The organism is Mesorhizobium sp. AA23 (assembly GCF_001672435.1).
Classification (GTDB): domain Bacteria; phylum Pseudomonadota; class Alphaproteobacteria; order Rhizobiales; family Rhizobiaceae; genus Mesorhizobium.
This window is the reverse complement of record NZ_LYTP01000012.1, coordinates 374,087-398,186: the sequence shown is the minus strand read 5'-3', so window position 1 is coordinate 398,186 and position 24,100 is coordinate 374,087. Positions and strand designations below refer to the sequence as shown.

Sequence of the window (24,100 nt, the reverse complement as noted above, 5' to 3'; positions counted from 1 at the left end):
CCCAAAACGACCGTTTTCCAAACCGAGGGAAGGAATATCCATGCGAAGGACGATACTTTTCGCGGCCGCCGCCAGCTTGATGATGGCGGGTGCGGCTGGCGCGCAGCAGCAGCCCGCGCCGCAGCCGAGCCCGGCGCCTGCGGCACCTGCTGCCGCCGCGCCCAAGGCGCCAACGATCGAGAGCGTCAGCATCGTCGATATTACGGAACTGCCAAAGGACACGCAGACGCAGGTCAATCAGATCGTGGCGCAACGCGGCGACGCCGGCCTGCAGACCTTGCGCAAATCGATCGACGCGACACCCAAGGTGAAGTCCGCGCTCGAAGCCAAGGGGATGAGCTCGGCGCAGGTGATCGCCGCCAGCCTGCAACCCAATGGCGCGCTGACGCTGATCACCAAGAAGGCGAGCTGACGACCAATGCTGGCGGGCCGGTTGCAGGCCCGTCAGCATCATCGCAAACGGAACCTCCCGCAAACAAGACTCGTTTCGCCTTTTTCGCCCCGCCAAAAGTTCAACCAGGAGCGAGCGATGGCGAGCGCCGCGTGCCCCGGAACAGGATTTCCAGCCCTTCTCGTGGCCATTCTTCTCGTGGCCGCCGCCCCAGCGTTCCCCGCGCAGCCGGCGGACGGCAAGCCGCCACTGGACAGCACCAAGCGGGGCGCGACGATCGTCGATTCCGACGTGCGGCAGGAGGAGGCGCTGTCGAAGACGGAGGCCGGCAAGGTCATCACCGCCATTGACCGCACGCGCGACAATATCGGCACCGTGCGCAAGACGACCAAGCTGGATACCGTCGATATCGTTTTCCTGACGGATGCCGCGCGCAGCGAAGGCGGGCCGCCGCCTGCGATCGAGAACAAGGTGAAGCAGCATCAGGAAGACGTCGCGGAGCTGCGGCAGGAGATCGAAGCGAACGCCCTGCTCTTCAACGCCATCGATTCGCGGCGCGTGCAGGCCGAGGACGTGCTTGCCGTCGAGTTCGACAATCCCGGGAAGGTCGTTATTTACGCGGCCGCCAAGCCGCCGAAGTGATTTGAGCGCGCCGCCACGCCTCACAGCTTGCCCATAACCTTCTGTTGAAATCCATAGACCTCGCGCCTGCCGCCGAGCGGCACCAGCGTGACGTCCCGTTCCTGGCCCGGCTCGAAGCGCATGGCCGTGCCGGCGGCGATGTCGAGCCGCATGCCGCGGGCGCGTTCGCGGGCGAATTTCAGTCCCTCGTTGGTCTCGAAGAAATGATAGTGGCTGCCGACCTGGATCGGACGGTCGCCGCTGTTGGCGACCTTGAGCGTCACCGTCGGCAGGCCCTTGTTCAACTCGATGTCGCCCTTTGCCGTAATGATTTCGCCGGGGATCATCGCGGCCTCACATCACGCCGAAGGCAAGGCCAGCGCCGACCGTCGCGCAGGCGGCGCCGGCAAGACGCGCCAGGGCGCGGAAGCGCAGCCCAAGTCCGAGCGCGGCTGCGATGCCGATGCCATGAAGAAGCGCCGTCGCCACGGCGAAACCCGCCATATATTCGAGGCCGCCGGCATTCTCCGGCACTTCAGTGCCATGCGCATGGCCGTGGAATAGGGCGAACAGGCCGATGATGGCCACACCCGCCGAGACCGGCAGGTCGACCGCCAGCGCCACCAGCAACCCGAGGGCCACGACCGAAGCGAGGATACCAGGCTCGACGAAAGGCACCGGCACCTGCAGCATGCCGAGTGCTGCGCCCGCCACCATCACGCCTACGAAGGCGAGCGGCCATGCCCACACCGCCTTGCTGCCTTTCATCGCCGCCCACAGGCCGACCGCGATCATGACGGTCATATGGTCGAGGCCCGACAGCGGGTGCATGAAGCCCGTCGTGAAGGACGAGGTCGTGCCGACGCCGACATGGGCGTAAGCCGGCATCGCCGCCGCCAGGAAAAGAATCGTGGCAAGTGCGGTGCGTTTCGTCGAAGCGGAAATCATGGGCGGGTCCTCTTCAAATTGCCGACTCATGCGGCCTTGCGGGGGCCGCAGCCCCCGGCCTTGAGCACGCGCTTGGTCGAGGCCGGGTATTTTTTCAACTTTGCCGCCGGCCGAATCGGCCGCGGCGCGAAATTGCCGCCGCAGTTCGGGCAGACACCGCCGAGAACATTTTGCGCACAATCGGCGCAGAAGGTGCATTCGAAGGTGCAGATCAGCGCATCCGCCGCCTCCGGCGGCAGATCCTTGTCGCAGCATTCGCAATTGGGTCTGAGTTCCAGCATTGGATCCTCCTCACCGGATCGGTTCGTGCACGGTCACCAGCTTGGTGCCGTCGGGAAATGTCGCCTCGACCTGGACGTCGTGGATCATCTCGGCAATGCCGTCCATGACCTGGGCGCGCGTGACGACATGGGCGCCGGCCTCCATCAGCTCGGCCACCGAGCGGCCGTCGCGGGCGCCCTCGACGACGAAATCGGTGATCAGCGCGATCGCCTCGGGGTGGTTGAGCTTGACGCCGCGTTCCAGTCGTCTGCGCGCCACGATCGCCGCCATGGCGATCAGCAGCTTATCCTTTTCACGCGGCGTCAGGTTCATGCGTCTTCTCGGTACTCAAGATCAAAGTATTCGAAGGTCAAAGTGACCATAATTTGGGCAGGCCAGCCCGTCCGTTGAGCAGCTCGACGAGCGGAATCAGCCGCTTGCGGAGCTGGTAGCCGTCGCCGGCGGTGAGCCTCGCAAGAAGCTTGCCAGATTGCCCGACGCTCCAGAAACTGGCGCCACCCTGATCACCGATGATCGCGCGGGCAGGTTCCAGCAGGGTTTCCGCACGCGGGGAGACGAGAAGCATCGTTGCACTTGCAAGCGCGCCGCCGGTCACGGCCTGGCGCTGGAGGCCGGCCGCGATATCCGGGCCGATGCGAAAGTCCTCGGCGTGGATGAGCCTGCCACCCTGGCAAACCCGCCAGCGGTCATGGAAATTGCCCAGGACCGTCCGTTCGCCCATCGCAAGCCGGCCGAACAGCGTCGCCTCCAGGAGCAGCGCCTCGGCGCCGACCGCCAGCTCGACATGCAGCGCGCGGGCAAAGGCCGCGCGGTTGAAAACGATGGTTTCCTGCGGCAGCCAGGCAATGCTGCCGCCGGCGCCAACCGTGAGGCTGACCTTCGTCTCGGCCCGGTCGGATGCGGCGCGATAGATCTTCTCGCAGGCCTGGGTGGTGATCGATGCCGAGGCGCCCTCGCCGACCTCGATCTCCCAGCCAAGCCGGTCGCCGCCGGTCAGCCCACCGGCCGTGTTGATCAGCACGGCCTCGAGCGGGTCGCCTTGCACCGCCGGCATGCGAATCTTCGCCGATCCGTCCTGATAGAGACGTTGAAGGCGGGTCCTGCCGCCGCTCTTGCCGCAGAAAAGCCTGCCTCGCCCGGCAACACGTTGCGCGGCAGGCAGCGAAATCAGGATATCCTCGATCATGTCCACGGCGCCAACGTTAAGCACTCCACCGGCTTTGTCGATATATAGCTTGTTGCTTGACATCGTTTCGGTTTCTATAGAGGGAGCCACCTTGGAGCGGTCACACGGATTCCTGGCGAGGTAAGGGGCGACGACGTTTGTGAATCCGGGGACACAGGGGCGCTGATCAGTTGGCGTCGGAAAACGACAGGGGAAGGAACCGAATGGCTGACCAGCTGACGACCGAAATCATCGAAAAGATCAAAGCGCATGCCGAACCTGGCGGCGAAGAAATCACGCCGAGCACGGATCTCAACACGCTGGGGATCCATTCGCTGGAATTGACCGAGATCATCTTCGATCTCGAGGAGAAGTACGGCATCGAGATCGAGATGAACACGGTCGACGCCTGGAGCAACCTCAAGAACGTCGGCGACATGGTCGAGGCGGTTCGCGAACTGATCGCGAAAAAAGCCTGACTGCATGCTCAAGCGCGTCGTCATCACCGGCATTGGCGGAATATGCGGGCTCGGCACCGATGTGCCGGCGATCTGGGACGCCATGCGCGCCGGCCGCTCGGCAATCGGCCCGATCGACAATCCTTCGCTGCATGACCTGAAGGTCAAGGTCGGCTCCGAAATCAAGGCGTTGCCCGATCACGGCATCGACCGCAAGCAGGTGGTGTCGATGGACCGCTTCAGCCTGCTGGCGGTGATCGCGGCGCGCGAAGCGATGCGGCAGTCCGGACTGGTCGCGCATACCGACAACACCTATCGGATGGGTGCCGTTGTCGGCGTCGGCGTCGCCGGCTTCGAGACGATCGAGGAAAATTACCGCGCGATCCTGATCGAGGGGCGCAACCGCGCCGCTATCTTCACCGTGCCGAAGGTTATGCCGGGCGCGGCCGCCGGCCAGGTCAGCATGAGTCTCGGCCTGCGCGGACCCGTGTTCGGCGTCACTTCGGCCTGCGCGTCGGCCAATCATGCCATCGCCTCGGCCGTCGACCAGATCCGGCTTGGCCGCGCCGACGTCATGGTCGCCGGCGGCACCGAGGCGCCGCTGGTCTGGGGCGTGCTCAAGGGCTGGGAGGCGCTGCGCGTGCTCTCGCCCGACACCTGCCGGCCGTTCTCTGCCGACCGCCAGGGCCTGTCGCTCGGCGAAGGCGCCGGCATGGCGGTGCTGGAAAGCTACGACCACGCAATGGCGCGCGGCGCCACCATCCTTGCCGAGATCGCCGGCGCGGGCCTCTCGGCCGACGCCTCCGACATCGTCGCGCCGACCGTCGAGGGACCGGAAGCGGCGATGCGCTTCTGCCTGGTGGATGCAGGGCTCAATCCCGAGGACGTCGACTATCTCAACGCGCATGGCACCGGCACCAAGGCCAACGACCAGATCGAGACCGCGGCGATCAAACGCGTCTTCGGCGAGCATGTGAGCGCACTCTCGGTCTCCTCGACCAAGTCGATGCATGCGCATTGCCTTGGCGCCTCGGGCGGGCTGGAGATGATCGCCTGTGTCATGGCGATCCGCGACGCCATCGTGCCGCCGACTGCCAATTTCCGCGAGCCAGACCCTGAATGCGATCTCGACGTGACGCCGAATGTGGCGCGCGAGCGCAAGGTGCGCGCAGCGCTGAGCAACAGTTTTGCCTTCGGCGGCACGAATGCCGTGCTGGCCTTCAAGGCGATCTGAGACGGGCGATCTGAGACGGGCGACCCGGCACGGGCTTTCGCCGGCGCCGGACGCGTTCTCATCCTTGCGGGTGCTTTGGTTGACTGACCGTGCACGGCAGGTCGATTGGCGGCCATATTGATCCCAGAGGGCCGGGGTCCTAAGTCTTGCCCACCCGCCACGCGCGCCGCCACGCGCCCATCCGCATCCGGAGCCCCGATGACCGACCTGTCCGCCTTTCCGATCGCCAAGCGCTGGCCGGCCAAGCATCCCGATCGCCTGCAGCTCTATGCATGGCCGACGCCCAACGGCGTGAAGATTTCGATCGCGCTGGAGGAGATCGGCCTGGCTTATGAGCCGCATCCGGTCGACATCGGCAAGAACGAGAGCTGGACGCCGGAATTCCTGTCGCTCAACCCGAACGGCAAGATACCGGCGATCATCGATCCGAACGGGCCCGGCGGCAAGCCGATCGGGCTGTTCGAATCCGGCGCCATCCTGCTCTACCTCAGCGACAAGACCGGCAAGCTGATCCCGGCCGATCCCATCCGGCGCTACGAGACGATCCAGTGGGTGTTCTTCCAGATGGCCGCGATCGGCCCGATCTTCGGACAGGTCGGCTTCTTCAACAAATTCGCCGGGCGCGAGATCGCCGACAAGCGCCCGCTGGAGCGGTATCGCGACGAGTCGCGGCGCCTCATCGGCGTCCTGGAAACGCGGCTCAAGGGCCGGCAATGGATCATGGATGACGAGTTCACCATCGCCGACGTCGCGACGCTGGGCTGGGTGCGCAATCTGATCGGCTTCTACGAAGCGCGCGATCTGGTCGGCTTCGACGATTTCCCCGGTGTCGCGGCATGGCTGGAGCGCGGCCTCGCACGGCCCGCCGTGCAGAGGGGCCTGACTATCCCGGTCAGGAGCTGAGTCGCTCTATTTGGGCTTGGCCTTGGCGCCGCCTCGGCCGAGCACGGATGCGGCAAGCCGCGCGGTGGCCACCACCGCGCCGGTCGCCACGCTTGCCACAGTGCGGATCGGCCCCGACCTTGCCGCTGGCTTATGAGGTTTGGCGGCCTTCGCGGGGGCCTTGTGCGCCGTGCCGGGCACGACCTTCTTGGGCGCCGCCTTGCCGAAGCTTGGCTTGGCGTCCTTGGAGCGCTCGGCGGTCGCCGGAGCGGCACCAGCTCTGGATTGATTGGCTCTGCTTCTTGCAGGCGCGGGTTTTCTGGTCTTGGTTGCCATAAGACGGTTCCCTGTTATCGCGCAATTCCGGAAAACGTTACACACTTTCCTGGAATCGCGTCAGTGCCGGACAATTCGGGTCATGGAGATAACGACCTGTAAATCTTAAGGTTCCCGCCCGAAAATGGTGAAAATTGAGCAGGTTAACCAATCACCAGGTCGGCCTCCCGGCGACGCGCCAGCACGCGCTCGATATTGGGCATGTCGTTGGAGGCGATCCAGGCGCGGGCGTCCTCGTCGGACTTGCCATGGCCGCGCCAGCGCTCCATCAGCCGGCGCTCGAGCTCGTCGCGCGGGACATCGACGAAAATGGTGAAATCGAACAGCTCTGCCAGCCGCGACCACGGCTCCTCGTCGAGCAGCAGATAGTTGCCCTCGACCAGGATGAACTTGGTGTCGGCGGAAATGATCTCGGCGGCGGCGCGCGAGAGTTCGATGCTGCGGTCGAAGACCGGAATTGCAATGTCCGGCTCGCCGGAGCGGATCCGCTTCAAAAGCGTCTCGAAGCCGGCAAAATCGAAGGTTTCCGGCGCCCCTTTTCGCGCGCGCAGGCCGCGCCGGTTGAGCACGATGTCGTCATAGTGGAAGCCGTCCATCGGCACGACTTCGGACGTGCCCTCCGGCAGCAATTCATGCAGCCTGCCCGATATGGTCGACTTGCCGGCTCCCGGCGGGCCGGCAATGGCAACGACGAAACGCTTGGCCTTGCCGGCGCGCTTGAAGATGGCGGCAGTGATATGGGCTAAGTCAGACATCAGCGCCTCTTCGCTAGCGACTCCGGCCGCATCTTGGCGGCACCGGGGAGAAATTTCAAACGGTTATAAGGCTCTGCCGCGCGCCCTTGAGATCGGTCGGCATCCTCTGGCGGAGCAAGGGTTTCAGGCGGGTACGGAACGGCTGATGCGCAGGAAGTCGCCGTCGAACGGTATCTCCTTCGCTGAGCCATTCTGGGCAAGGATGCGCAGTCGATCGGTCGCTTGTTCCAGGCCGCTTGGCGGTTCGACGTCGGCTGCCGGAACCGCGCCGATGACGTGGCGGAAGGAGACGCTGCGCCCTTCGGCAAGCGCGAAGGCCGTCGCCACGCCTTCATGCTTCAGCCAGTTGTCGCCGAGCGAGGCGGCGTGGCCGACCGCGGCGCGGCCGTCCTCGATGCCAAGCACGCCGACATGGCGGCCGCTCCAGGGCGCATAGTCGCGCCCGCCATTGCTGAACCACAGCATGGTGACCGGCAGCTCGGCCGGGTTCTTCAGCACCAGCACCAGATCCTGCTCGGCGCGGCGGGCGAGCGCCGTCCAGCCCGGCCCGCCATGATCGGCCTCGACCAGGGTGATGAAATCCTCGCGCCGGTCTTCCATGCGGTAGTCGGCGAGATCGGCGGTGCCGCCGGCCGCGAGCGGGAAACGGGTTAGGTCGGTGGCGCGGGCGGGATAGGCCAGACGAAACCGGCCGCGCGCCGGATCGGGCTCCAGAGGGGTCTCAGGCGTGACCGCCAGACGTTTCGGCGAGAAGGCGAGCCGGCCGCCGTCCTGCATCGCCGTCATCGGATGGTGGGCGACGGAAATGGCGCCGGAACCGCCGGAGAAGATGTGTTCCTGGTAGAGGAAGGGATGGTTGTCGCGGAGCGTGAAGACCTTGTCGACGGAAGCACCCATCACCTTGCGGCGCAAGCGGAAGACGGCGCGCCAGCCGCCGGCGATGGCACTGCTTTCGACGACATCCCACTCGCTGTTGGCCGTCCAACCGTGGAGGGGAGCAGCTTCGACATCGCTGGTGGAGAACGGCGCGCAGAGGAAGTCGCCGGACAGGCGCACCGTGCCTTCGGGGAGCTTTTGCGGCAACGTCGCGCGCGGCGAGCCGACCCAGGGCGCGCGGTGCAGCGGTTTTAGGCGGCGGCCATCGGCCTCGATTTCCAGGGCGGCGATGTGGCCGACGGCGAGATCGAGGGAGACCGAGATGCCTTTTGCGTTGATGCTGAGGGTGTCCATTGCCAAACCTCGAATCTTCGGTGACAACAAAACCTGACCGGCGGCAGCGGCGCAAGCGGGGCGATAGGCATTTTGCATCAGGCGAATGCCACCAATTGTCGAACTCGGCGCTGCCGACCTCGAAGGCAATTCAACCTCCTGCAAACTGCCAAAAGCTGGGCAAATGCCTCATTCCCGCCGTTAACCAGTTGGACGGAGCGGATGCGGTACGCTAGCTTCGCCGCATCTCAGCAACCGTTTTTGAACAATCTTGTCCACTCCGCTTTCGCTCCTCCAGAAATTGATGACCGCGCTGGTGCTGCTGCTCCTCATTGCCGGCTGCACCACCGCCGCGCCGCCGGAAACCGTGCTGGCCGTGCCGGCGCAGCCGCAGAAATATGCCGCGATCGTGGTCGACGCTTCGACCGGCAAGACGCTGTTCGAGGTCAATTCGACGGCGCAGCGCTATCCCGCGTCGCTGACCAAGATGATGACGCTCTACATGCTGTTCGAGGCGCTGGAGAGCGGCCGGGTGAGCAAGGAAACGCAGATCCCGGTATCCAACCACGCCGCCTCGCAGCCGCCGACGAAGCTGCGCTTCAGGCGCGGCGAGACGATCGACGTCGATTCCGCCATCCGCGCCATGGTGGTGAAGTCGGCTAACGACGTGGCGGTGGCGGTGGGCGAATATCTCGGCGGCGGCAGCGAGGAGCAGTTCGCCGCCATGATGACCGCCAAGGCGCGCCAGCTCGGCATGACCAGCACCAATTTCCGCAACGCCTGCGGCCTGCCCGACGACGGCCAGGTGACGACGGCGCGCGACATGGCGGTGCTGGGCATCGCGCTCCAGCGCCGCTTCCCGCAGCATTTCCACTATTTCTCCGAAAGCGATTTCATGTTCCGCGGCCGGCTGGTGCGCGGCCATAACGACATGCTGGGACGGGTGCGCGGCGTCGACGGCATCAAGACCGGCTATATCCGCGCTTCCGGCTACAACATCGTCACCTCCTACAATGCCGACGGCAGGCATCTGATCGTGGTGGTGATGGGCGCCCAAAGCGCGCGCCAGCGCAACGACCATGTCGAGGCGCTGATCCAGCGCAGCTTGTCGCCGATGAGCGCCGATGCCCAGACGCGGCTGATGTATGCCGGCCAGCAGCCGGCCGCTTCGGCACTTCCGGGTTTGCCGGCGCCAAGTTCGTCGATGCCGCGTTTGCCGGCGCAGTAGCGAAGCCCGAGTGGCGGCGCTTGTTCAAGCGACCGCCTTGGCCCTGATGCGGTTTGGCGGGGCGGCCGCCCACAGGGCCAGGATAGGCCAGCCGGCGGTGACCATTGGCGCCAGTGAGGCAGGATTAATGCTTTCGACGGTGGCGCTGCCCCTCACCTGCCTGCCGGCATCCTCTCCCCGTAAGTGACGGGGAGAGGGGCGCTCTCATCGCTGGTTTCGCCAATCGCCGGCGTTGCAGGAAAGGCGCCGAGCATGCGGCCAGCCTCTTTCTCCCCGTGACTTACGGGGAGAAGGTACCGGCAGGTGGATGAGGGGCGGCGCTGCCCCGAGAGATTTGCTGTTGCTCAGCAAGCCCTTTCAGCCAAATCTTCCCAGAATTGGATCTATGTCTTTGCGCGCCAAAAGCACATCCATCCATCACAACAACTTGTTCGGTCACACCAGCTTCACAGTCGCGATGGATATGCCGCGCCGGCTCGGCGTATCGTATCGAAGCCCGAGAAGAGGAGCACTGAGCATGGCCGGCGACCCAAAGGCATCCGCGCAGACAATAGCCGACAACGAAAACGACTCGGGCGGCGAATATCTCGAGGCGGCCACCGTGCCGGAAGATCAGCATGAGGCGGCGGACGAGATCCTCGAAGCGCCGGAGGTGCCGGATTCCGAGCCGCACCTGCCCGGCACGGCGCGTGCAAAGCCCAAGAAAAAACCGTCGGCGATCAGCGGCCGGAAGTTCCGCAAGCGCGACCTGGTGCGCGTCGACGACCTGAGGCCGAGCCTCGCCGACCGCATCCGCTCCGACCATCCCGACCTGCCGCGCGGCGCCCGCATCAGCCGCGAGGAGCTCGCCCGCTACCGCATGCGCTACATGGAGGAATTGCTGCAGCAGGAGCATGGCGAATTCTCCGAGCTCGACCGCCAGGTGGTGGAATCGATCGCCAGACAGGACACGATCTCGGAGAACTCGGAAGAAGAGTTCGAGGAGCGCCGCTCCTTCGCCGACCGCGTCTCGGACGACATGGCGGCCTTCGGCGGCAGCTGGTGGTTCCTGATCTCGTTCGCGGCGGTGCTTCTGATCTGGATCGGCCTCAACCTCTTCGAGGGCGCGGCCGCCGCCTTCGATCCCTACCCATTCATCCTGCTCAACCTGCTCCTATCCTGCATCGCCGCCATCCAGGCGCCGATCATCATGATGAGCCAGAAGCGGCAGGAGGCGAAGGACCGGCTGCGCTCCTTCAACGACTACCGGGTGAACCTCAAGGCCGAGCTCGAAGTGCGGCACCTGCACGAAAAGCTCGACTACCTGATCTCACGCCAATGGCAGCGCCTGGCCGAGATGCAGCAGATGCAGCTTGATGCCATGCACGAGCTGACCGCGAAGAAGCAGAAGCGGGCGACGCGCGGGGTGCAGCGGAGGGTGGCGAAGAGCGAGGTGGAGGGGTGAGGGCTGGCGAGAGCTTGCGCCTGAACAACGCTCGGAAGTCGCGATGCATTGCCGAAGTGGGGCCGCCGGCCTCCGAGCCTACATCAGTTGGGACCGCTCGCTCTCGACTCCAGCACCTCCATCGGACGAATGCGAGCCTGCCCGCTACGGCGAATATTCCGCCAAGCCAATTGCCCGTTGAAGCCGGCACGCGCTTCCGCTAAGAAGCCGTGGCTGGCCGGCTCACCGGCTGGTTCGTTTTCCGGTTTCCCGGGAAGCACCCGTAGCTCAGCTGGATAGAGCGCTGCCCTCCGAAGGCAGAGGTCACAGGTTCGAATCCTGTCGGGTGCGCCATCTATTGGCACCGCTGGCTGCTGGCACTGGCCGGCTAGGCGACCGCAGTTCCCGCGACGCCGTCCGCGCGCAGCTCAGATGGCGCTGAAGGTCAGGGCACGATGCCGCGGCAGGCCCAGGCGACGCTGGCGAAAGACCTCGGCCCATCGGCACGACCGGCCTCATAGGCATCGCGTACTGCAGCCTCCGTGCGGGTCCGCTCGGCTGCGTCGAGCGTGGTCATATATTTGCCGAGCGGGCCTTCGCCGGCGGCAATCGGCGCCCAGTAGTCGTCGAAATTCTGGTAATCCATGCGGATCATCAGCTCGGTTTCGGTGACGTCGGTCAGGCCCTGTTCGACAAAGGTCCGCTTCATTTCGCCGGGCTGCATCATCGGCTGGAAACAGTAGCGATTGCGCATCTGGCGGCCGCTTTCGCTGAGCGCGGCAACGGTGTCAATCATCATGCGCATGGCCGGCATGCCGCCAAGATGGTCCCACACAACGGCGGCGACCACGCCGCCCGGCCGCGTCACGCGGCGCATCTCGGCCACCGCCTTGCCGGTCTCCGGCACGAAGTGAAGGACCAGCAGCGCCAGCGCACGGTCGAACACATTGTCCTCGAAAGGCAGCGCCGTGGCGTCCGCCTGCTCAATAGTGATGCGCGGATCGGTGTTCCTCTCCTTGGCCGCCGCGACGAAGACGGCTGAGAAGTCGATGGCCTGGATTTCGGCGAGATCGCGCGACTTCGCCAGTTCGAAGGTCAGGCTGCCGGTACCGCAGCCGACGTCGAGGATCTTCTCGCCGCCGGCCAGGCCGACGAAGTCGATGAACTTGGGCGCGAGCCTGCGGCTCCAGCGGCCCATGAGCTGCTCATAGCCGGATGCGGCGTGAACGGTGAAGCTTGATGTCATCCCGTCCTCCCTTGCTGGTTTCAGCCTAGACCCACGCGGGGACTATGCCAAGCAACGAAACCAGCCGATCGTCCCGAGATCGCACAGGTGGCGTTGGCAGGAGCATACGATGCCGAGACCGAGCGCCAGGTTGGTCTATCGCAACCAGATTGCCGCCGAGCGAGCCCGGATCGCCGAGATGAACGCGCTGGTGAGGGCCTTCCTGTTCCGCCGCCGAATCCAGTCATGGCCCGGCTTTTCGCCGCCGCAAGCGAGGATGCCGCCGTGTTCCGCGGCGTGATCGGATCGCCATGTGCGTTTCGCAGCCGCAGATTACCCAGACCGCATATCGCGGCAAAACTGGCCGAGCTGGGCGGTCGCCCCTTGCCGCCGAATGCCGGCATCTCGATCGCGCGGATGGCATGCCTGCCTGCCGGCTGATCTTGTCGCAGTCCGGATTGCAACCTGTCCGCGACGTCTACGAGTGGAGACTTCGCTCACGCAGGCGTCGTTTTGCCGGTCGAAAGCGCTTCGAACACCTCGCCGGTTTCGGCCACGAGCGTCTGCATCAATTCGCCGGCAGGAAGCTCCCGGTTCAAGGCGGCCGCCTGCCCATAGAGATGGAAGGCGAAATCTCCTTTTGCACCGGCCTCGCCGAGCGGAGCGCTGAGCGCAACCATTTGCGGGAAGTCGGGGAGGTGCGCCCGGTTCACCTCCATCTCCAAGGCGAAGCGGGTGCGTCTCGCCCGCGCCGCGCGGCCGGTGAAGGCATCGGTGACCATCGTGTCCATGTCCGTGGCGGCGCGGATCAGGGCTCGGCGCGGTCCGTCGGTGCCGGCCTCGTCGCAAGACAGGAAGCCGGTGCCGATCTGCACGCCGCTGGCGCCAAGCGCGAAGGCGGCCGCTATGCCGCGGCCGTCGGCTATGCCTCCGGCGGCAATGACCGGCAGCTTGACGGCATCCACGACCTGGGGAACCAGCGCCAACGTTCCCACGCCGTCACCGGGACGGTTGGGGGCGTGCGATCCCCTGTGGCCACCTGCCTCCCAGCCCTGAGCTATGACCGCGTCGGCTCCGCCGTCGGCGAGTTGGCGCGCCTCGGCGACATTCGTCGCGGTGCTGAGAACCACGATCCCCGCCTGCTTCAACTTGGCGACCGCGGCCGCGTCCGGAATGCCGAAATGGAAGCTGACGACCGGTGGGCGGATCTCGAGCAGCAGTTCAAGCTTTTCTTCGTCGAAACCCGGGCCGATCGGCGGAAGCCTCCGCGAGGGTTCGTCGAGCGACAGCTCCTTGTAGTAGGGCCGCAACCTGTCGATGACCTGGGTCAGTACGGCGTCGCTGGTGTCCGGTCTGGGAAAAACAAAGAAATTGAGGTTGAAAGGACGCTCGGTCGAGGCGCGCAGCTGGCGCGCAGCGGTGCGCAAGCCGTCCGGCAGCATCGATGCGCAGCCGAGCGATCCCAGCCCGCCGGCATTGCTCACCGCGGCGGCGAGTTCCGGAGTCGCCGAGCCGGCCATCGGAGCCTGGATGATGGGATGTTCGATCTTTAGGAGATCGCATAAACGACGGTTCGGCCACACGAGCGTTTTTCCTGTGTCGGGAAAGGAACACGCGCAGTCCATCATAGGCCTGGATCAAGACGGGGTCACCGGAATTGTGCGAGGCACGCTCCCACGCTCTCCCGCTCCACCAAGGGGCATTCAAGCTTGGTGATGGGATAGCGGCCGCGGCCGGGCGTCGGCGGTGCCTCCAATTGCTCGATCGCCCACTGGCCCATCGCCAGATGCGGCAGGATCGATGTGGTCAGCGGCGGGAAGAGGTGGCGGGCGATCTCCTCGTCGTCATAGCCGATCACGGAAATGTCGCCGGGGATATGCAGGCCCGCCTCCTTCAGCGCTTCGTAACAGCCGATTGCCGTGCGGTCGTTCTGGCAGAAGATGGCGGTCGGGCGGTCCTTCAGCGCAAGCAGCTTCACCGTCGCGGCATAACCGGCGCTGGCCGACCAGTCGCCCTCCACCACCAGGTCCGGATCGAAGGGGATGTCGGCGGTGGCCAAAGCGCGGCGATAGCCCTTCAGCCGATCCTGCGCCGCCTGCATCCAGGGCTCGCCGGTGATGGTGGCGATGCGACGGTGGCCGCGGCTGATCAGATGCCGGGTGGAGCTCTGGCCGCCGGCGATCTCGGAAGGCACCACGGCCGGGAAGGCATAATCGGCGGTGTAGCAGTTGAGCAGGATGACCGGAATGTCGAGGCTGTAGAGGAACTCCGGCGCGGTGATCTCGCGGGTGAAGATGGTCATGTAGATCAGCGCCGAGAGGCCGCGCCGGGTGAGCGCCTGGATGGCACGCGGCTCCATGACGGCGTCACCCATGGTCTGCGCCACCAAGAGCACGTTGCCGGCATTCCACGAGGCCTGGCGCGCGCCCTCGATGGCCACAACCGCCTCGGGGCTGGTGGCGAGCTGGTCGACGGCAAAGCCGATGACGCCATCCAGCCCTTCGAAGGGCGTGACGGGCGGACGCAACGCTGAAAAGACCGGCGGCGAATAGCCCAGCGCTCTAGCTGCCTCGATCACGCGGTCGCGCGTCTGCTGCGACAGCCTGATGCCCGGCGAATTGTTGAGCACGAAAGAGACCGTCGCCTGCGAGCAGCCGGCGGCTCTCGCTATATCGGTCATGGTGACCCGGCCCTTGGGCTTGGCCGATGGCTTGCGGCGTCTGGACGTTTGCCGTGGATCGCGCAGTTGCGTCGGTTCGCTCATGGTCGTTCCCAAACCTGCCGGGCTGTTCCGCAAAGCCCGCCACCGAGCGGGCATGCTTATAACTATTATCACTAAAAAGGGCGTTGGCACCAGCCACGGCACGCGGCGACAAAATGGCCAAAAAGGTCAGCAAAGCTGTCAGTTTTCCCGAGTTTTGCCGACCCGACCAGCGCAAATCCTGCTTCCGCCGGCGCCCACCGCGGCACCCGGTTCGCCGTGGCTGGGGCGCCGGTCCGATCCCGCGACTAATACTATTTACTAATATCGGTAAGCGATCTACTGTCAACGCGTCGCCGGGCGAGCCGCGGCGACGGCATCTGGGAGGAGCGCAGGTTCGCTGCCCGGCAATTTGCCGGAAGAGGGCTGCCCTCATCCTCACGAAAATGTCAGACAAATCGGACTATTTACGAACGTCAAATCTGTGTCTAGTGTTTCGGTCGCGGCTGGATCGGCCCCGGACTTAGGTGCCAGACCCTTGAGGAGGAGGGCGTCCAGGCCGCAGCCGAGACAGCAGCGATGAGTTTCAAAAGGGAGGTTGAAGCATGAAATCCATGATACGCAACGCGTCCGTCGCCGCGGCGGCATTGGCTATTGGCCTGACGGCCAGCGCAGCCGTGCGCGCCGACGACAAGCCGACGCTGGCCTTCGTCGTCAACGGCGCGTCAGACTTCTGGAAGGCGGCGGAAGCCGGCGTGAAGAAGGCGCAGGGCGAACTGCCCGACTACAATCTCGAGCTGAAATATCCCGAGCAGTCGTCGGTCGCCATCCAGCAGCGGCTGATGGACGACCTGGTGACGGCCGGCGTGAAGGGCATCATGGTGTCGGCAGTCGACCCCAAGACCTCGACCGACGGGCTGAACAAGATCGCGTCCCAGACCGCTCTGTTCACCACCGATAGCGACGCCCCGCAGACCAAGCGCGTCGCTTATATCGGCTCGTCCAACGTCGATGCCGGCAAGCAGGCGGCCGAGATCGCCAAGAAGGCGATGCCGAACGGCGGCAAGTGCCTGGGCTTCGTCGGCCTGCTCGGCGCCGACAATGCCAAGGAGCGCATCGAGGGCATGAAGGAGGGGCTTGCCGGCAGCAAGATCGAGCTGGTGGACGTGCGGGGCGACGACATCGACCAGGCACGGGCCAAGAAGAATGTCGAGGACGCGCTGGTCGCCAGCCCCGACATCACCTGCATGGTCGGCTTCTACTCATACAATACGCCGCGCATCTATGAGGCGCTTCGCGACGCCGGCAAGCTCGGCCAGATCACCGTCGTCGGCTTCGACGACGATCCGATCACGCTGGGCGGCGTCAAGGAAGGCACGGTGGCCGCGACCGTGGTGCAGCAGCCCTTCGAATGGGCCTATCAGGGCATGAAGCTGATGGCCGCCTACCTCAAGGGCGACAAGTCGGGCATTCCGGCCAACGGCCTGATCATCGTGCCGACCAAGATCATCGGCAAGGACGATGTCGACGCCTATGCCGCCAACCTGAAGGCGATGGCCGGCAAGTAATCGATGCACAGTTGCGCCGGCCCAAGCTTCGCCTTGAGCCGGCGTCCGTATTGACGGGCCGCATGCGGCCCGTCAGTCTGCAGCCCACCGGCTGCCGATAAGCGCGATGAACAATGGCGTGATGAACTATTCCGACCCATCCATCGTCCAGTCCGCTCCGTTCCTGAGCCTCGCGGCCGTGCGCAAGACCTATCCCGGCGTCGTGGCGCTGGACGGGTTCTCGATGGAGGTCAGGCCGGGCGAGGTGATCGGGCTGGTCGGCGAGAACGGCGCCGGCAAATCGACATTGATGAAGATCCTCGGCGGCGTGACGCGGCCGGACAGCGGCACCGTCACCGTCGACGGCGTCGCGCATGACGGCTTGACCGTGGAAGCCAGCATCGGCTCCGGCATCGCCTTCGTGCATCAGGAACTCAACCTGTTCGAAAACCTCGACGTCGCCGCCAACATCTTCTTCGGCCGCGAGCCGCTGAAGGCCGGGCCGCTGAGGCTGGTCGACCGCGCCAAGCTGCGCGAGATGGTGGCGCCGCTCCTGAAACGCGTCGGCGCCAATTTCTCGGCCGACGCGCCGGTCGCCTCGCTGTCGCTGGCGCAGCAGCAGATGGTCGAGATCGCCAAGGCGCTGTCGATCAAGGCGCGGCTGGTGATCCTCGACGAGCCGACCTCCAGCCTGCCGATCGCCGAGACCGAAAAGCTGCTCGACGTGATCAAGGGACTGCGGGCGGAAGGCATCAGCGTCATCTTCATCTCGCACCGCCTGCACGAGGTCGAGCGCGTCGCCGACCGCGTCGTGGTGCTGCGCGACGGCATGCTGGCCGGCACGCTGCCGAAGAGCGACATCAATCACGACCAGATGGTCAAGCTGATGATCGGGCGCATGCTTAAGCAGCGCGAGAAAGCAGCGGAGGCGGGGCGCGCGCCCGGCGGCGTCGCGCTTTCGGCGACAGCGGTGCGCACCAGCGTCTATCCCGACCACCCGGTCGACCTGGAGCTTCGGCGCGGCGAAATCCTCGGCCTTGCCGGGCTGGTCGGCTCCGGCCGCACGGAGCTCGCGCGCGTCCTGTTCGGCATCGACGAGCGGCTCGGCGGCAGTGTCGCGCTGGACGGCAAGGCGCTCAATGTCGGATCGGCCGCCGATGCGGTGGCGAGCGGCATCTTCCTGGTACCCGAAGACCGCAAGCTGACCGGCATCCTGCTCGACCTCTCGATCGCGCAAAACATTTCGCTGCCCAATATGCCGGCGCATGCGAAGCGCTCGCTGGTGTCGACCAGCGCGGAGCTCGCCACCGCCGAGAAGCAGAAGAAGGATCTCGGCATCAAGGCGCCGTCGGTCCTGAGCCGCACCGGCACGCTGTCCGGCGGCAACCAGCAGAAGGTGGTTCTGGCCAAATGGCTGGCGATGAACCCCAAGGTGATGATCCTCGACGAGCCGACGCGCGGCATCGATATCGGTGCCAAGGCCGAGATCTACGCGCTGATGCGGGCGCTGGCCGATGCCGGCGTCGCGGTGCTGATGATCTCCAGCGACATGGAAGAGGTGATCGGCGTCTCGGACCGCATCGCGGTCATGCATGAGGGGAAGATCTCCGGCATTCTCGACCGGGACGATTTCAGCCAGGAGAACGTGCTGTTGCTGGCGGTGGGCAAGAAGCCGAAGCTGGCGCAAGCCGCGGGAGGAGCGTAATGAGCAAGAAAGACCTCGGCCTGCTGGTCCTGATCCTGGTGGTCGGCGCGGTGGTCACGGCTATAAATCCGCGCTTCCTGTCGACGATCAATCTCGCCAACACCTCCAACCTGGTCGCGCTGTTCGGCATCCTTTCGATCGGCCAGGCCTTCGTCATCATCACCGGCGGCATCGAGCTTTCGGTCGGTTCGCTGATCGCGCTGCTCGGCACGCTGTTCATCGACTTCATCGCCGTGCGCGAGATGGACTGGCCGTTGGCCTTCGTGCTGATCATCGTGCTCGGCGCCATCATCGGCTTCGTGCATGGCTGGCTGATCACGCGGCTCAAGATGCAGCCCTTCGTGGTGACGCTTTGCGGCCTGCTGATCTACCGCGGCGTCGCCCGTTTCTACACCGCCGACGGCACGGCGGGCTTCGCTTTCGGCCAGAATTTCCCGGATCTGGAATTCCTGACCGCCGGCCGCTCCGGCGGGTTGCCGAATTCCTTCATCGCGCTGATCGTGATCGCCATCGTCATGTGGGTGGTGCTGCACCGCTCGGTGTTCGGGCGCTATCTCTATGCCATCGGCAAGAATGAGGAAGCGGCGAAGTATTCGGGCATCCGCACCGGACGCGTGGTGATCGCGGCATACGTGATCTGCGGTGTGCTGACGGCGCTGTCGGCGATCTACTTCGCCATGTACACGCGCTCGATCTCGCCGGCGAGCCACGGCCAGTTCTATGAGCTCTACGCCATCGCCGCGGCGGTGCTCGGCGGCTTCTCGCTGCGCGGCGGCGAGGGCTCGCTGGTAGGCGTCATCCTCGGCACCGTGCTGCTGCAGGAACTGCAAAACCTCGTCAATCTGCTCGGCATCCCGTCCTCACTGAACTTCGCGGTGATGGGCGGCGTCATCCTGATCGGCGTGCTGGTCGACCAGCAGTGGGGCGTGTTCCGCGCCCGGCGCCGGATGATGGAGGCGTCGCGCCGGAACGTCGCCGGCGCGCCGGCGGAGTAGCTTCCCTCGTCCGATCTCGGTAGGCAGCGGGGCAAATTCCAACTTCGCGTGCTGCACACATTTTTTTGGCGTTGGCGCCGCCCCTTACCTGCCTGCCGGCATCGTCTCCCCGTATATTGACGGGAAGAGGCGCGCTCTCGCCGATGATTTCGCCAATTTCGAACGTTGCAAGAAAGGCGCCGAGACTGCGGTCAGCCCTTTCTCCCGTCACTACGGGGAGAAATGCCCGGCAGGGCAATGAGGGGCGGTGCCGACACCAACAAGTCTCGGCTCAACCTCCCACTCGCAAGCCGGCATCACCTGAATCAATACACCTCAGATCATGTCCGAAAGGTCCGAGAACGCCATCGCCTTGCGCAGCACCTCGGCGAAACGCTCGCCGGCGATCTCCCTGGCGCCGCTGTTGTCGATCGAGGTGACGTCCGGCCCGGAAAGCGTCACGCTGGTGCTGCGCGCCAGACGCGCCAGCACCTCGCCGCGCGATTCACGGCCGCGCGCCGCCAGCCGCTCGGCGAGGATCTCCGGCGCCGCGGTGATCTCGACCACCGCCAGGTTGGCATAGCGCTCACGCAGCGCCGGGATGACGGCACGGGAAACGTTGGCCACCGCGACATGACCATTGGCGATCGCCCAATCGACATCGGCCGGCAGGCCATAGCGCAGGCCATGCGCGTCCCAGCAGATGGCGAAGGCGCCGTCCGCTTCCGCCTCGGCGAAGGCGGCGTCGGCCAGCGTATCGTGGTCCTCGCTGGCGGAGTCGCTCGGACGGGTGATGATGCGGCGCACGAACCCCAGCCGCGTCTCGCCGGCAAAATGCGCCTTGGCGTAGCCGATCACCGTGTCCTTGCCGGCGCCGCTCGGCCCGACCACCGCGACGAAGACGCCGTTGCGGATCGGAAGGGTTTCGGTGAGCTCGCGTTCGATCAGCGCAGAAACCATCATGCGACGCGCCTGCCCTGACGCCAGACGTTGCGCACGACCGGCACATGCTGGTCGACGCGCACGCGCACGAGGTCGGCGCGCCGGCCGGGCTCGATGACACCGCGATCGCTAAGGCCGACCGCTTCCGCCGGGTTCTTCGAGACCATGGCGACCGCCTGCGGCAGCGAAATGCCTTCCACGACATCGCCGAGGAAGAAGGCGGACTGGATCAGGCTGAAGGGGATATAGTCGGACGACAGGATGTCGAGCAAACCGTCGCCGGCAAGCGAGCGCGCCGACACATTGCCCGAATGCGAGGAGCCGCGCATGACGTTGGGCGCGCCCATCAGCACGCCGAGGCCTGCCGCCTTCGAGGCCCTCGCCGCCTCCTCGGTGGTCGGGAATTCGGCAACGCGCACGCCCTGCTCCACCGCCTCGTCGACATGGCCGGCCGTCGCATCGTCGTGGCTGGCAAGAACGATGCCGCGCTCGCGACAGGCGGCGGAAATGAAGACGCGGTTTGGCCCGGAATTCTTGGCCGATTCCGCCATACGCTTCTCGCAGAATTTCTGGAAGTCGCGGTCGGTGAGCTTCAGTTTGCGCTGGTAGTAGTAGGCGTAGGTCTCGAGATTGACGAACTGGCGCTGGCCCGGCGCGTGGTCCATCAGCGAGGCGAGCTTCACCCTGTCGTCGGTCTCGAAATTGGCGAAGGCCTCGAGGCAGTCCGGCGCCGAGACCTCGCAGCGCAGATGGATGAAGTGGTCGGCCCTGAGCCGATCCTGGCGCACGCTGTCCTCGATCGCGTCGGCGAGCTTGCGCACGTCGTCGGACTTCAGGTCGGCATCCTCGTCCATGCCGACACGCAAGGCGTCGAGCACCGTGGTGATGCCGGCGGTGGCCACCTGCGCATCGTGGGCGAGCACGGCGGCGATCGGGTTCCAGCGCACTTTCGGACGCGGCGCGTAATGGCCTTCGAGGTGATCGGTGTGCAGTTCTACGAGACCCGGGATGATGTAGTCGCCGCCCATGTCCTCGCCGGTGCGGACCGCACCCGGCTCGATCGCGGCGATCAGCCCGTCGCGCAGCAGCAGCGAGCCCGCGACGATCTCGTCGGGCAGCACGATGCGGGCATTGTTCAAAACGGTCTCGGCGGTCATTTCAGCAGTCCTATCTCAGGCGGGCGGACATCAGGCGGTTTTTCTGGCCGGGCCGCGTCCAAGCACGTGGTGCGAGAGCACCATGAAGGGCGCGCCCGGTTCGGTTTCGACGAACAGCGTCAGCGCATCCACCGGCACCGGACGCTGCAGCACATCCGCGAACAGGCTGTCGATTGCAGCGCGAAGGCGCGGGCTTTCCTGTGGCCCGACCCGTCCGGAGAGCGTCATGTGGAAGCGGAACGTCTCGAAGACGTAGGGATAACCCCACTGGCAGAGGTTGCGGAACTCATCCGGCTTCAGCGAGTCTGGGCTGCGGCGCTCGATCTCGGCCTCGGTCAGCGGCGCGCGGAAGCGGTCGAAAGCGCGCACGACCTCGCCGGCGAAACTGTTGAGCGGCTCGAAAGGACTTTCCGGCACCAGCGCGAAAAAGCCGTCGATCTGGCCGACGACCAAACGCGGGATGACGACTGGCGGCGTGACCTCGGCGAAATCGTCGAGCGCCGCCCGCAGCGAGGCTTCCGATTCGCTGGGCGCCAGCCGGAACGGCGCCTTCAGCGTCGCGTGGAAGCCGTAGCGCCGAGCCGAGGCGGTGTGGAAGGCAACTTCGGCCGCCGACAGGGCACCCACACCCTCGACCGGCCGCGTCGGCGCGCCGAACGGGTCGCGCCCCAGCCAGTTGGCGGCGATCCGCGCCAACGGCTCATCCTGCCGCGGGGTAAAGTAAATGGCATAGCGCATCGAAAATCCTCGTCAGACCCGCTGCCATAGGTGATTTCCATGACGGATTGACGAAGCTTTCATGGGTTTTCGAAGGCAACCCAGGCTCCGGCGGTCCTTAGCCGACGATTTTCCCGAACTGGACCAACAGGTTGAGGGCTATGAAAAATCTCACGCCTTCATCAGCCACTCATGCTCGGCGGCGTTGTGGAATTTCCACGTCCGCTTCGGGCCGGCCATGACGTTGAGATAATAGAGATCATAGCCGTGGCAGGCCGCACACGGGTGGTAGCCCTTCGGCACCAGCACGACATCGCCGTCCTCGATCGCCATCGCCTCGTCCAGATCGCGCACGCCATTTCTGTCGGCGTCGGTGTAGACGCGCTGGAAGGCGAAACCCTGCGGCGGGTCGAGGCGGTGGTAGTAGGTCTCCTCAAGATAAGACTCGGCCGGCAGATTGTCCTGGTCGTGTTTGTGCGGCGGATAGCTGGAGGTATGGCCGCCGGGCGTGATGACCTCGACCACCAGCAGCGAGTCGGCCGGCTTGCCCTCGGGCAGGATGTTGGTGACGTAACGGGTATTGGTACCCTTGCCGCGCACTTCCTGACCGAGATCGTCGGGCGCAATGACGCGGGCGGGCAGGCCGCCGCCAAGACCGGGCGCCGAGCAGACCGCAAGCTCCAGTTCGGTGTCGGCGGTCACCGACCAGTCGGAGCCTTGCGGCACATAGACTGACCAGGGTTTGCCCTTGAAGGGCGACATGCGCTCGCCGAGCAGGCCGAGATCCTTGCCGGCGGCCGCAGCCTTGCCCTTGCCGGTGACGAACACCAGGCAGACCTCGCGCTCGCCCGTCTCGCCGGCGGCCGTCTCGCCCGGCCGCAAGCGGTGGAGATCGAAACCCACGTAAGTCCAGCCCGCGCTTTGCGGGGTGACGTGGGCGACGTGGCCGTGGCCCTTGTCGGCCTTGACGAGCAGTTTCGACATTTTTGTCTCCTGGGTCATTCCTTCGGCTCGGCCGGAGGCTTGGGCTCCTCGGCCGGCTTGTAGAGGTAGAAGAACTGCCACACCGCGTAACCGGCGAAGCCGAGCGCGATTACCCCCCAGAACGGCGTGCCGGAGGCGAATTCGATCACCGACCAGATTAGGCAGACGGCGACGACGGCAATGCGCCGCCACAGCGGTCGGAAGAAGGGGTGTTCATAGTCTTTCATCGCGCCAATCCGGGACTTGTCCAAACGCATCAGATAGAGCGAGCGGCCGGACGAATCCACCGCTTACGCCGGGAAGCCCTGCGTCTCGACCGTATAACCGGCGGCCGTCATCACCCGCATCAGCTCCTTGTGGCCGACCTCAGCCATCCTCAGCGGCGGGTTCTTTTTCGGATCCTGCTCGGCCTCGACCACGAACCAGCCTTCATAGCCGTAGTCGGCGAAGCGCTGGACGATCGCGCCGAAATCGAGCGAGCCGTCGCCGGGCACGGTGAAGGCGCCGAGCGCGACGGCATCGAGGAAGGACTGTTTCGTGCGGTCGAGCCCGTCGATCACGTTCATGCGCACGTCCTTCACATGGACGTGGTTGATGCGCTTGTGGTGGTTGTCGATGGCGCGCAGCACATCGCCGCCGGCGAAGGCGAGATGGCCGGCATCGAGCAGCAGCGGGATGCCTTCGCCGGAATGATGCATGAAGGAATCGAGTTCCGGCTCGGTCTCGACCACGGCCGCCATGTGATGATGGTAAGAAAGCGGCATACCCTGGTCGGCGCACCATTCGCCGAATTCGGTGACGCGGCGGCCATAGGCCTTCATCTCGTCGGCCGGAAGCTTTGGCTTGGTGGCAAGAGGCTTGGAGCGGTCGCCCTGGATGGAGCGGCCGACCTCGCCATAGACGATGCAGGGCGCGTTGACCGCCTTGAACAGCTCGATCATCGGCTGGATGCGATCCTTGTTCTTCGACATGTCCTCATCGACCAGCGTGCCGGAGAACCAGCCGCCGCAGAGCGTGACGTCGGCCTCTTTCAGGATCGGCAGCATCACCTTCGGGTCGTGGGGGAAGCGGCGGCCCATCTCCATGCCGGTGAAGCCGGCCGAGCGCGACTGGCGCAAACACTCCTCCAGCGACACATCATCGCTCAATTCCACGAGATCGTCGTTCCACCACGCGATGGGAGACATGCCCAGTTTGGCTTTCAAGTCGTCACTCC

General features: G+C 65.3%; 28 protein-coding genes and 1 tRNA gene. 12 read left to right on the top strand and 17 right to left on the bottom strand.

The window, feature by feature from the left end; translation table 11 throughout:
- The first annotated feature begins 40 nt into the window (after positions 1-40).
- Complete coding sequence (locus A9K66_RS12635) at positions 41-412, top strand: hypothetical protein (RefSeq protein ID WP_067323967.1); 372 nt, start codon at positions 41-43, stop codon at positions 410-412.
- Positions 413-529: 117 nt separating this feature from the next.
- Entirely contained in the window at positions 530-1,033 is a 504-nt protein-coding gene (locus A9K66_RS12630) for a hypothetical protein (protein WP_067323965.1), read from the top strand.
- A gap of 20 nt (positions 1,034-1,053) precedes the next feature.
- Here the strand turns inward: A9K66_RS12630 and A9K66_RS12625 are convergent, their stop codons facing one another.
- The 5 genes from A9K66_RS12625 to A9K66_RS12605 are packed head-to-tail and all read right to left on the bottom strand — an operon-like array spanning position 1,054 to position 3,434.
- On the bottom strand, positions 1,054-1,359 hold the full coding sequence (locus A9K66_RS12625; protein WP_067323963.1) for an urease subunit beta: 306 nt from the start codon (positions 1,357-1,359) through the stop codon (positions 1,054-1,056).
- A 7-nt stretch (positions 1,360-1,366) separates the two neighbouring features.
- Positions 1,367-1,960: a HupE/UreJ family protein gene (locus A9K66_RS12620; protein WP_067323961.1), complete on the bottom strand. Its 594-nt coding sequence runs from the start codon at positions 1,958-1,960 to the stop codon at positions 1,367-1,369.
- 26 nt (positions 1,961-1,986) lie between these two features.
- Positions 1,987-2,241 (bottom strand): DUF1272 domain-containing protein, encoded by a 255-nt coding sequence (locus tag A9K66_RS12615; protein WP_067323959.1) that lies wholly within the window; start codon positions 2,239-2,241, stop codon positions 1,987-1,989.
- A 10-nt stretch (positions 2,242-2,251) separates the two neighbouring features.
- Entirely contained in the window at positions 2,252-2,554 is a 303-nt protein-coding gene (locus tag A9K66_RS12610) for an urease subunit gamma (protein WP_067323957.1), read from the bottom strand.
- 37 nt (positions 2,555-2,591) lie between these two features.
- The gene (locus A9K66_RS12605; RefSeq protein WP_067324678.1) at positions 2,592-3,434 is read right to left on the bottom strand and encodes an urease accessory protein UreD; all 843 of its coding nucleotides are present in this window, start codon (positions 3,432-3,434) and stop codon (positions 2,592-2,594) included.
- Positions 3,435-3,631: 197 nt separating this feature from the next.
- Here A9K66_RS12605 and A9K66_RS12600 point away from each other — a divergent pair, with 197 nt between their 5' ends.
- From A9K66_RS12600 to A9K66_RS12590, 3 genes are all read left to right on the top strand, one after another.
- Positions 3,632-3,886 (top strand): acyl carrier protein, encoded by a 255-nt coding sequence (locus A9K66_RS12600; protein ID WP_040975089.1) that lies wholly within the window; start codon positions 3,632-3,634, stop codon positions 3,884-3,886.
- 4 nt (positions 3,887-3,890) lie between these two features.
- Positions 3,891-5,099 carry a beta-ketoacyl-[acyl-carrier-protein] synthase family protein gene (locus A9K66_RS12595; protein ID WP_067323955.1) on the top strand — a complete coding sequence of 403 codons (1,209 nt, stop codon included), beginning with the start codon at positions 3,891-3,893 and terminating at the stop codon, positions 5,097-5,099.
- Between the two features lie 198 nt (positions 5,100-5,297).
- Entirely contained in the window at positions 5,298-6,002 is a 705-nt protein-coding gene (locus A9K66_RS12590) for a glutathione binding-like protein (RefSeq protein WP_067323954.1), read from the top strand.
- Between the two features lie 6 nt (positions 6,003-6,008).
- Here the strand turns inward: A9K66_RS12590 and A9K66_RS12585 are convergent, their stop codons facing one another.
- From A9K66_RS12585 to A9K66_RS12575, 3 genes are all read right to left on the bottom strand, one after another.
- Positions 6,009-6,317 (bottom strand): hypothetical protein, encoded by a 309-nt coding sequence (locus A9K66_RS12585; protein ID WP_067323952.1) that lies wholly within the window; start codon positions 6,315-6,317, stop codon positions 6,009-6,011.
- 143 nt (positions 6,318-6,460) lie between these two features.
- On the bottom strand, positions 6,461-7,072 hold the full coding sequence (locus tag A9K66_RS12580) for a nucleoside triphosphate hydrolase (RefSeq protein ID WP_067323950.1): 612 nt from the start codon (positions 7,070-7,072) through the stop codon (positions 6,461-6,463).
- Between the two features lie 123 nt (positions 7,073-7,195).
- Positions 7,196-8,302, bottom strand: coding sequence for a hypothetical protein (locus A9K66_RS12575; protein WP_067323948.1), 1,107 nt, complete (start codon positions 8,300-8,302; stop codon positions 7,196-7,198).
- A gap of 283 nt (positions 8,303-8,585) precedes the next feature.
- On the opposite strand from A9K66_RS12575, the gene A9K66_RS12570 reads away from it, so the two are divergent.
- From A9K66_RS12570 to A9K66_RS12560, 3 genes are all read left to right on the top strand, one after another.
- Positions 8,586-9,509, top strand: coding sequence for a D-alanyl-D-alanine carboxypeptidase family protein (locus tag A9K66_RS12570; protein ID WP_067323946.1), 924 nt, complete (start codon positions 8,586-8,588; stop codon positions 9,507-9,509).
- Between the two features lie 517 nt (positions 9,510-10,026).
- Positions 10,027-10,953 (top strand): DUF1003 domain-containing protein, encoded by a 927-nt coding sequence (locus A9K66_RS12565; RefSeq protein ID WP_067323944.1) that lies wholly within the window; start codon positions 10,027-10,029, stop codon positions 10,951-10,953.
- Between the two features lie 256 nt (positions 10,954-11,209).
- Positions 11,210-11,286 (top strand) — tRNA-Arg (locus tag A9K66_RS12560).
- A gap of 91 nt (positions 11,287-11,377) precedes the next feature.
- Here A9K66_RS12560 and A9K66_RS12555 read toward each other — a convergent pair.
- Positions 11,378-12,178 (bottom strand): class I SAM-dependent methyltransferase, encoded by an 801-nt coding sequence (locus tag A9K66_RS12555; RefSeq protein WP_067323942.1) that lies wholly within the window; start codon positions 12,176-12,178, stop codon positions 11,378-11,380.
- A gap of 109 nt (positions 12,179-12,287) precedes the next feature.
- Between A9K66_RS12555 and A9K66_RS30245 the strand changes: the two genes are divergently transcribed.
- Positions 12,288-12,458 (top strand): hypothetical protein, encoded by a 171-nt coding sequence (locus tag A9K66_RS30245; protein WP_156751060.1) that lies wholly within the window; start codon positions 12,288-12,290, stop codon positions 12,456-12,458.
- Positions 12,459-12,654: 196 nt separating this feature from the next.
- Here A9K66_RS30245 and A9K66_RS12545 read toward each other — a convergent pair whose 3' ends face one another.
- Positions 12,655-13,740: a nitronate monooxygenase gene (locus A9K66_RS12545; protein WP_245307496.1), complete on the bottom strand. Its 1,086-nt coding sequence runs from the start codon at positions 13,738-13,740 to the stop codon at positions 12,655-12,657.
- 65 nt (positions 13,741-13,805) lie between these two features.
- The gene (locus tag A9K66_RS12540) at positions 13,806-14,921 is read right to left on the bottom strand and encodes a LacI family DNA-binding transcriptional regulator (protein ID WP_067323938.1); all 1,116 of its coding nucleotides are present in this window, start codon (positions 14,919-14,921) and stop codon (positions 13,806-13,808) included.
- Positions 14,922-15,463: 542 nt separating this feature from the next.
- On the opposite strand from A9K66_RS12540, the gene A9K66_RS12535 reads away from it, so the two are divergent.
- From A9K66_RS12535 to A9K66_RS12525, 3 genes are all read left to right on the top strand, one after another.
- The gene (locus A9K66_RS12535) at positions 15,464-16,426 is read left to right on the top strand and encodes a sugar-binding protein (protein ID WP_067323936.1); all 963 of its coding nucleotides are present in this window, start codon (positions 15,464-15,466) and stop codon (positions 16,424-16,426) included.
- 121 nt (positions 16,427-16,547) lie between these two features.
- Entirely contained in the window at positions 16,548-18,110 is a 1,563-nt protein-coding gene (locus A9K66_RS12530; RefSeq protein WP_067324675.1) for a sugar ABC transporter ATP-binding protein, read from the top strand.
- Complete coding sequence (locus A9K66_RS12525; protein ID WP_067323934.1) at positions 18,110-19,105, top strand: ABC transporter permease; 996 nt, start codon at positions 18,110-18,112, stop codon at positions 19,103-19,105. The genes A9K66_RS12530 and A9K66_RS12525 overlap by 1 nt, the downstream gene beginning before the upstream one ends.
- Positions 19,106-19,420: 315 nt before the next feature.
- Here A9K66_RS12525 and phnN read toward each other — a convergent pair whose 3' ends face one another.
- The 6 genes from phnN to iolE all read right to left on the bottom strand — a co-directional run bounded on the left by phnN (position 19,421) and on the right by iolE (position 24,089).
- Entirely contained in the window at positions 19,421-20,047 is a 627-nt protein-coding gene (phnN, locus tag A9K66_RS12520) for a phosphonate metabolism protein/1,5-bisphosphokinase (PRPP-forming) PhnN (protein WP_067323932.1), read from the bottom strand.
- Positions 20,044-21,183 carry an alpha-D-ribose 1-methylphosphonate 5-triphosphate diphosphatase gene (locus A9K66_RS12515; protein ID WP_067323930.1) on the bottom strand — a complete coding sequence of 380 codons (1,140 nt, stop codon included), beginning with the start codon at positions 21,181-21,183 and terminating at the stop codon, positions 20,044-20,046. Before A9K66_RS12515 ends, phnN begins: the two co-directional genes overlap by 4 nt.
- A gap of 30 nt (positions 21,184-21,213) precedes the next feature.
- Positions 21,214-21,921, bottom strand: coding sequence for a DUF1045 domain-containing protein (locus A9K66_RS12510; RefSeq protein ID WP_067323928.1), 708 nt, complete (start codon positions 21,919-21,921; stop codon positions 21,214-21,216).
- A 150-nt stretch (positions 21,922-22,071) separates the two neighbouring features.
- Positions 22,072-22,884 carry a 5-deoxy-glucuronate isomerase gene (iolB, locus tag A9K66_RS12505; protein WP_067324673.1) on the bottom strand — a complete coding sequence of 271 codons (813 nt, stop codon included), beginning with the start codon at positions 22,882-22,884 and terminating at the stop codon, positions 22,072-22,074.
- Between the two features lie 14 nt (positions 22,885-22,898).
- The gene (locus A9K66_RS12500; RefSeq protein ID WP_067003268.1) at positions 22,899-23,111 is read right to left on the bottom strand and encodes a hypothetical protein; all 213 of its coding nucleotides are present in this window, start codon (positions 23,109-23,111) and stop codon (positions 22,899-22,901) included.
- A 63-nt stretch (positions 23,112-23,174) separates the two neighbouring features.
- Positions 23,175-24,089, bottom strand: a complete 915-nt coding sequence (gene iolE / locus A9K66_RS12495; protein ID WP_067323926.1) for a myo-inosose-2 dehydratase — start codon at positions 24,087-24,089, stop codon at positions 23,175-23,177.
- Positions 24,090-24,100 lie beyond the last annotated feature (11 nt).

Excerpts from the sequence above, each read along its gene's own strand:
- A9K66_RS12535 (WP_067323936.1), top strand. The coding sequence starts at position 15,464 with ATGAAATCCATGATACGCAACGCGTCCGTCGCCGCGGCGGCATTGGCT.
- A9K66_RS12540 (WP_067323938.1), bottom strand. The coding sequence starts at position 14,921 with ATGAGCGAACCGACGCAACTGCGCGATCCACGGCAAACGTCCAGACGC.
- A9K66_RS12585 (WP_067323952.1), bottom strand. The coding sequence starts at position 6,317 with ATGGCAACCAAGACCAGAAAACCCGCGCCTGCAAGAAGCAGAGCCAAT.
- A9K66_RS12510 (WP_067323928.1), bottom strand. The coding sequence starts at position 21,921 with ATGCGCTATGCCATTTACTTTACCCCGCGGCAGGATGAGCCGTTGGCG.
- A9K66_RS12525 (WP_067323934.1), top strand. The coding sequence starts at position 18,110 with ATGAGCAAGAAAGACCTCGGCCTGCTGGTCCTGATCCTGGTGGTCGGC.
- A9K66_RS12575 (WP_067323948.1), bottom strand. The coding sequence starts at position 8,302 with ATGGACACCCTCAGCATCAACGCAAAAGGCATCTCGGTCTCCCTCGAT.
- A9K66_RS12555 (WP_067323942.1), bottom strand. The coding sequence starts at position 12,178 with ATGACATCAAGCTTCACCGTTCACGCCGCATCCGGCTATGAGCAGCTC.
- A9K66_RS12595 (WP_067323955.1), top strand. The coding sequence starts at position 3,891 with ATGCTCAAGCGCGTCGTCATCACCGGCATTGGCGGAATATGCGGGCTC.
- iolB (WP_067324673.1), bottom strand. The coding sequence starts at position 22,884 with ATGTCGAAACTGCTCGTCAAGGCCGACAAGGGCCACGGCCACGTCGCC.
- A9K66_RS12570 (WP_067323946.1), top strand. The coding sequence starts at position 8,586 with ATGACCGCGCTGGTGCTGCTGCTCCTCATTGCCGGCTGCACCACCGCC.
- A9K66_RS12635 (WP_067323967.1), top strand. The coding sequence starts at position 41 with ATGCGAAGGACGATACTTTTCGCGGCCGCCGCCAGCTTGATGATGGCG.
- A9K66_RS30245 (WP_156751060.1), top strand. The coding sequence starts at position 12,288 with ATGCCGAGACCGAGCGCCAGGTTGGTCTATCGCAACCAGATTGCCGCC.
- A9K66_RS12530 (WP_067324675.1), top strand. The coding sequence starts at position 16,548 with ATGAACTATTCCGACCCATCCATCGTCCAGTCCGCTCCGTTCCTGAGC.
- A9K66_RS12615 (WP_067323959.1), bottom strand. The coding sequence starts at position 2,241 with ATGCTGGAACTCAGACCCAATTGCGAATGCTGCGACAAGGATCTGCCG.
- A9K66_RS12620 (WP_067323961.1), bottom strand. The coding sequence starts at position 1,960 with ATGATTTCCGCTTCGACGAAACGCACCGCACTTGCCACGATTCTTTTC.
- A9K66_RS12515 (WP_067323930.1), bottom strand. The coding sequence starts at position 21,183 with ATGACCGCCGAGACCGTTTTGAACAATGCCCGCATCGTGCTGCCCGAC.
- A9K66_RS12500 (WP_067003268.1), bottom strand. The coding sequence starts at position 23,111 with ATGAAAGACTATGAACACCCCTTCTTCCGACCGCTGTGGCGGCGCATT.
- A9K66_RS12630 (WP_067323965.1), top strand. The coding sequence starts at position 530 with ATGGCGAGCGCCGCGTGCCCCGGAACAGGATTTCCAGCCCTTCTCGTG.
- A9K66_RS12590 (WP_067323954.1), top strand. The coding sequence starts at position 5,298 with ATGACCGACCTGTCCGCCTTTCCGATCGCCAAGCGCTGGCCGGCCAAG.
- A9K66_RS12610 (WP_067323957.1), bottom strand. The coding sequence starts at position 2,554 with ATGAACCTGACGCCGCGTGAAAAGGATAAGCTGCTGATCGCCATGGCG.
- A9K66_RS12600 (WP_040975089.1), top strand. The coding sequence starts at position 3,632 with ATGGCTGACCAGCTGACGACCGAAATCATCGAAAAGATCAAAGCGCAT.
- phnN (WP_067323932.1), bottom strand. The coding sequence starts at position 20,047 with ATGATGGTTTCTGCGCTGATCGAACGCGAGCTCACCGAAACCCTTCCG.
- A9K66_RS12580 (WP_067323950.1), bottom strand. The coding sequence starts at position 7,072 with ATGTCTGACTTAGCCCATATCACTGCCGCCATCTTCAAGCGCGCCGGC.
- A9K66_RS12625 (WP_067323963.1), bottom strand. The coding sequence starts at position 1,359 with ATGATCCCCGGCGAAATCATTACGGCAAAGGGCGACATCGAGTTGAAC.
- A9K66_RS12565 (WP_067323944.1), top strand. The coding sequence starts at position 10,027 with ATGGCCGGCGACCCAAAGGCATCCGCGCAGACAATAGCCGACAACGAA.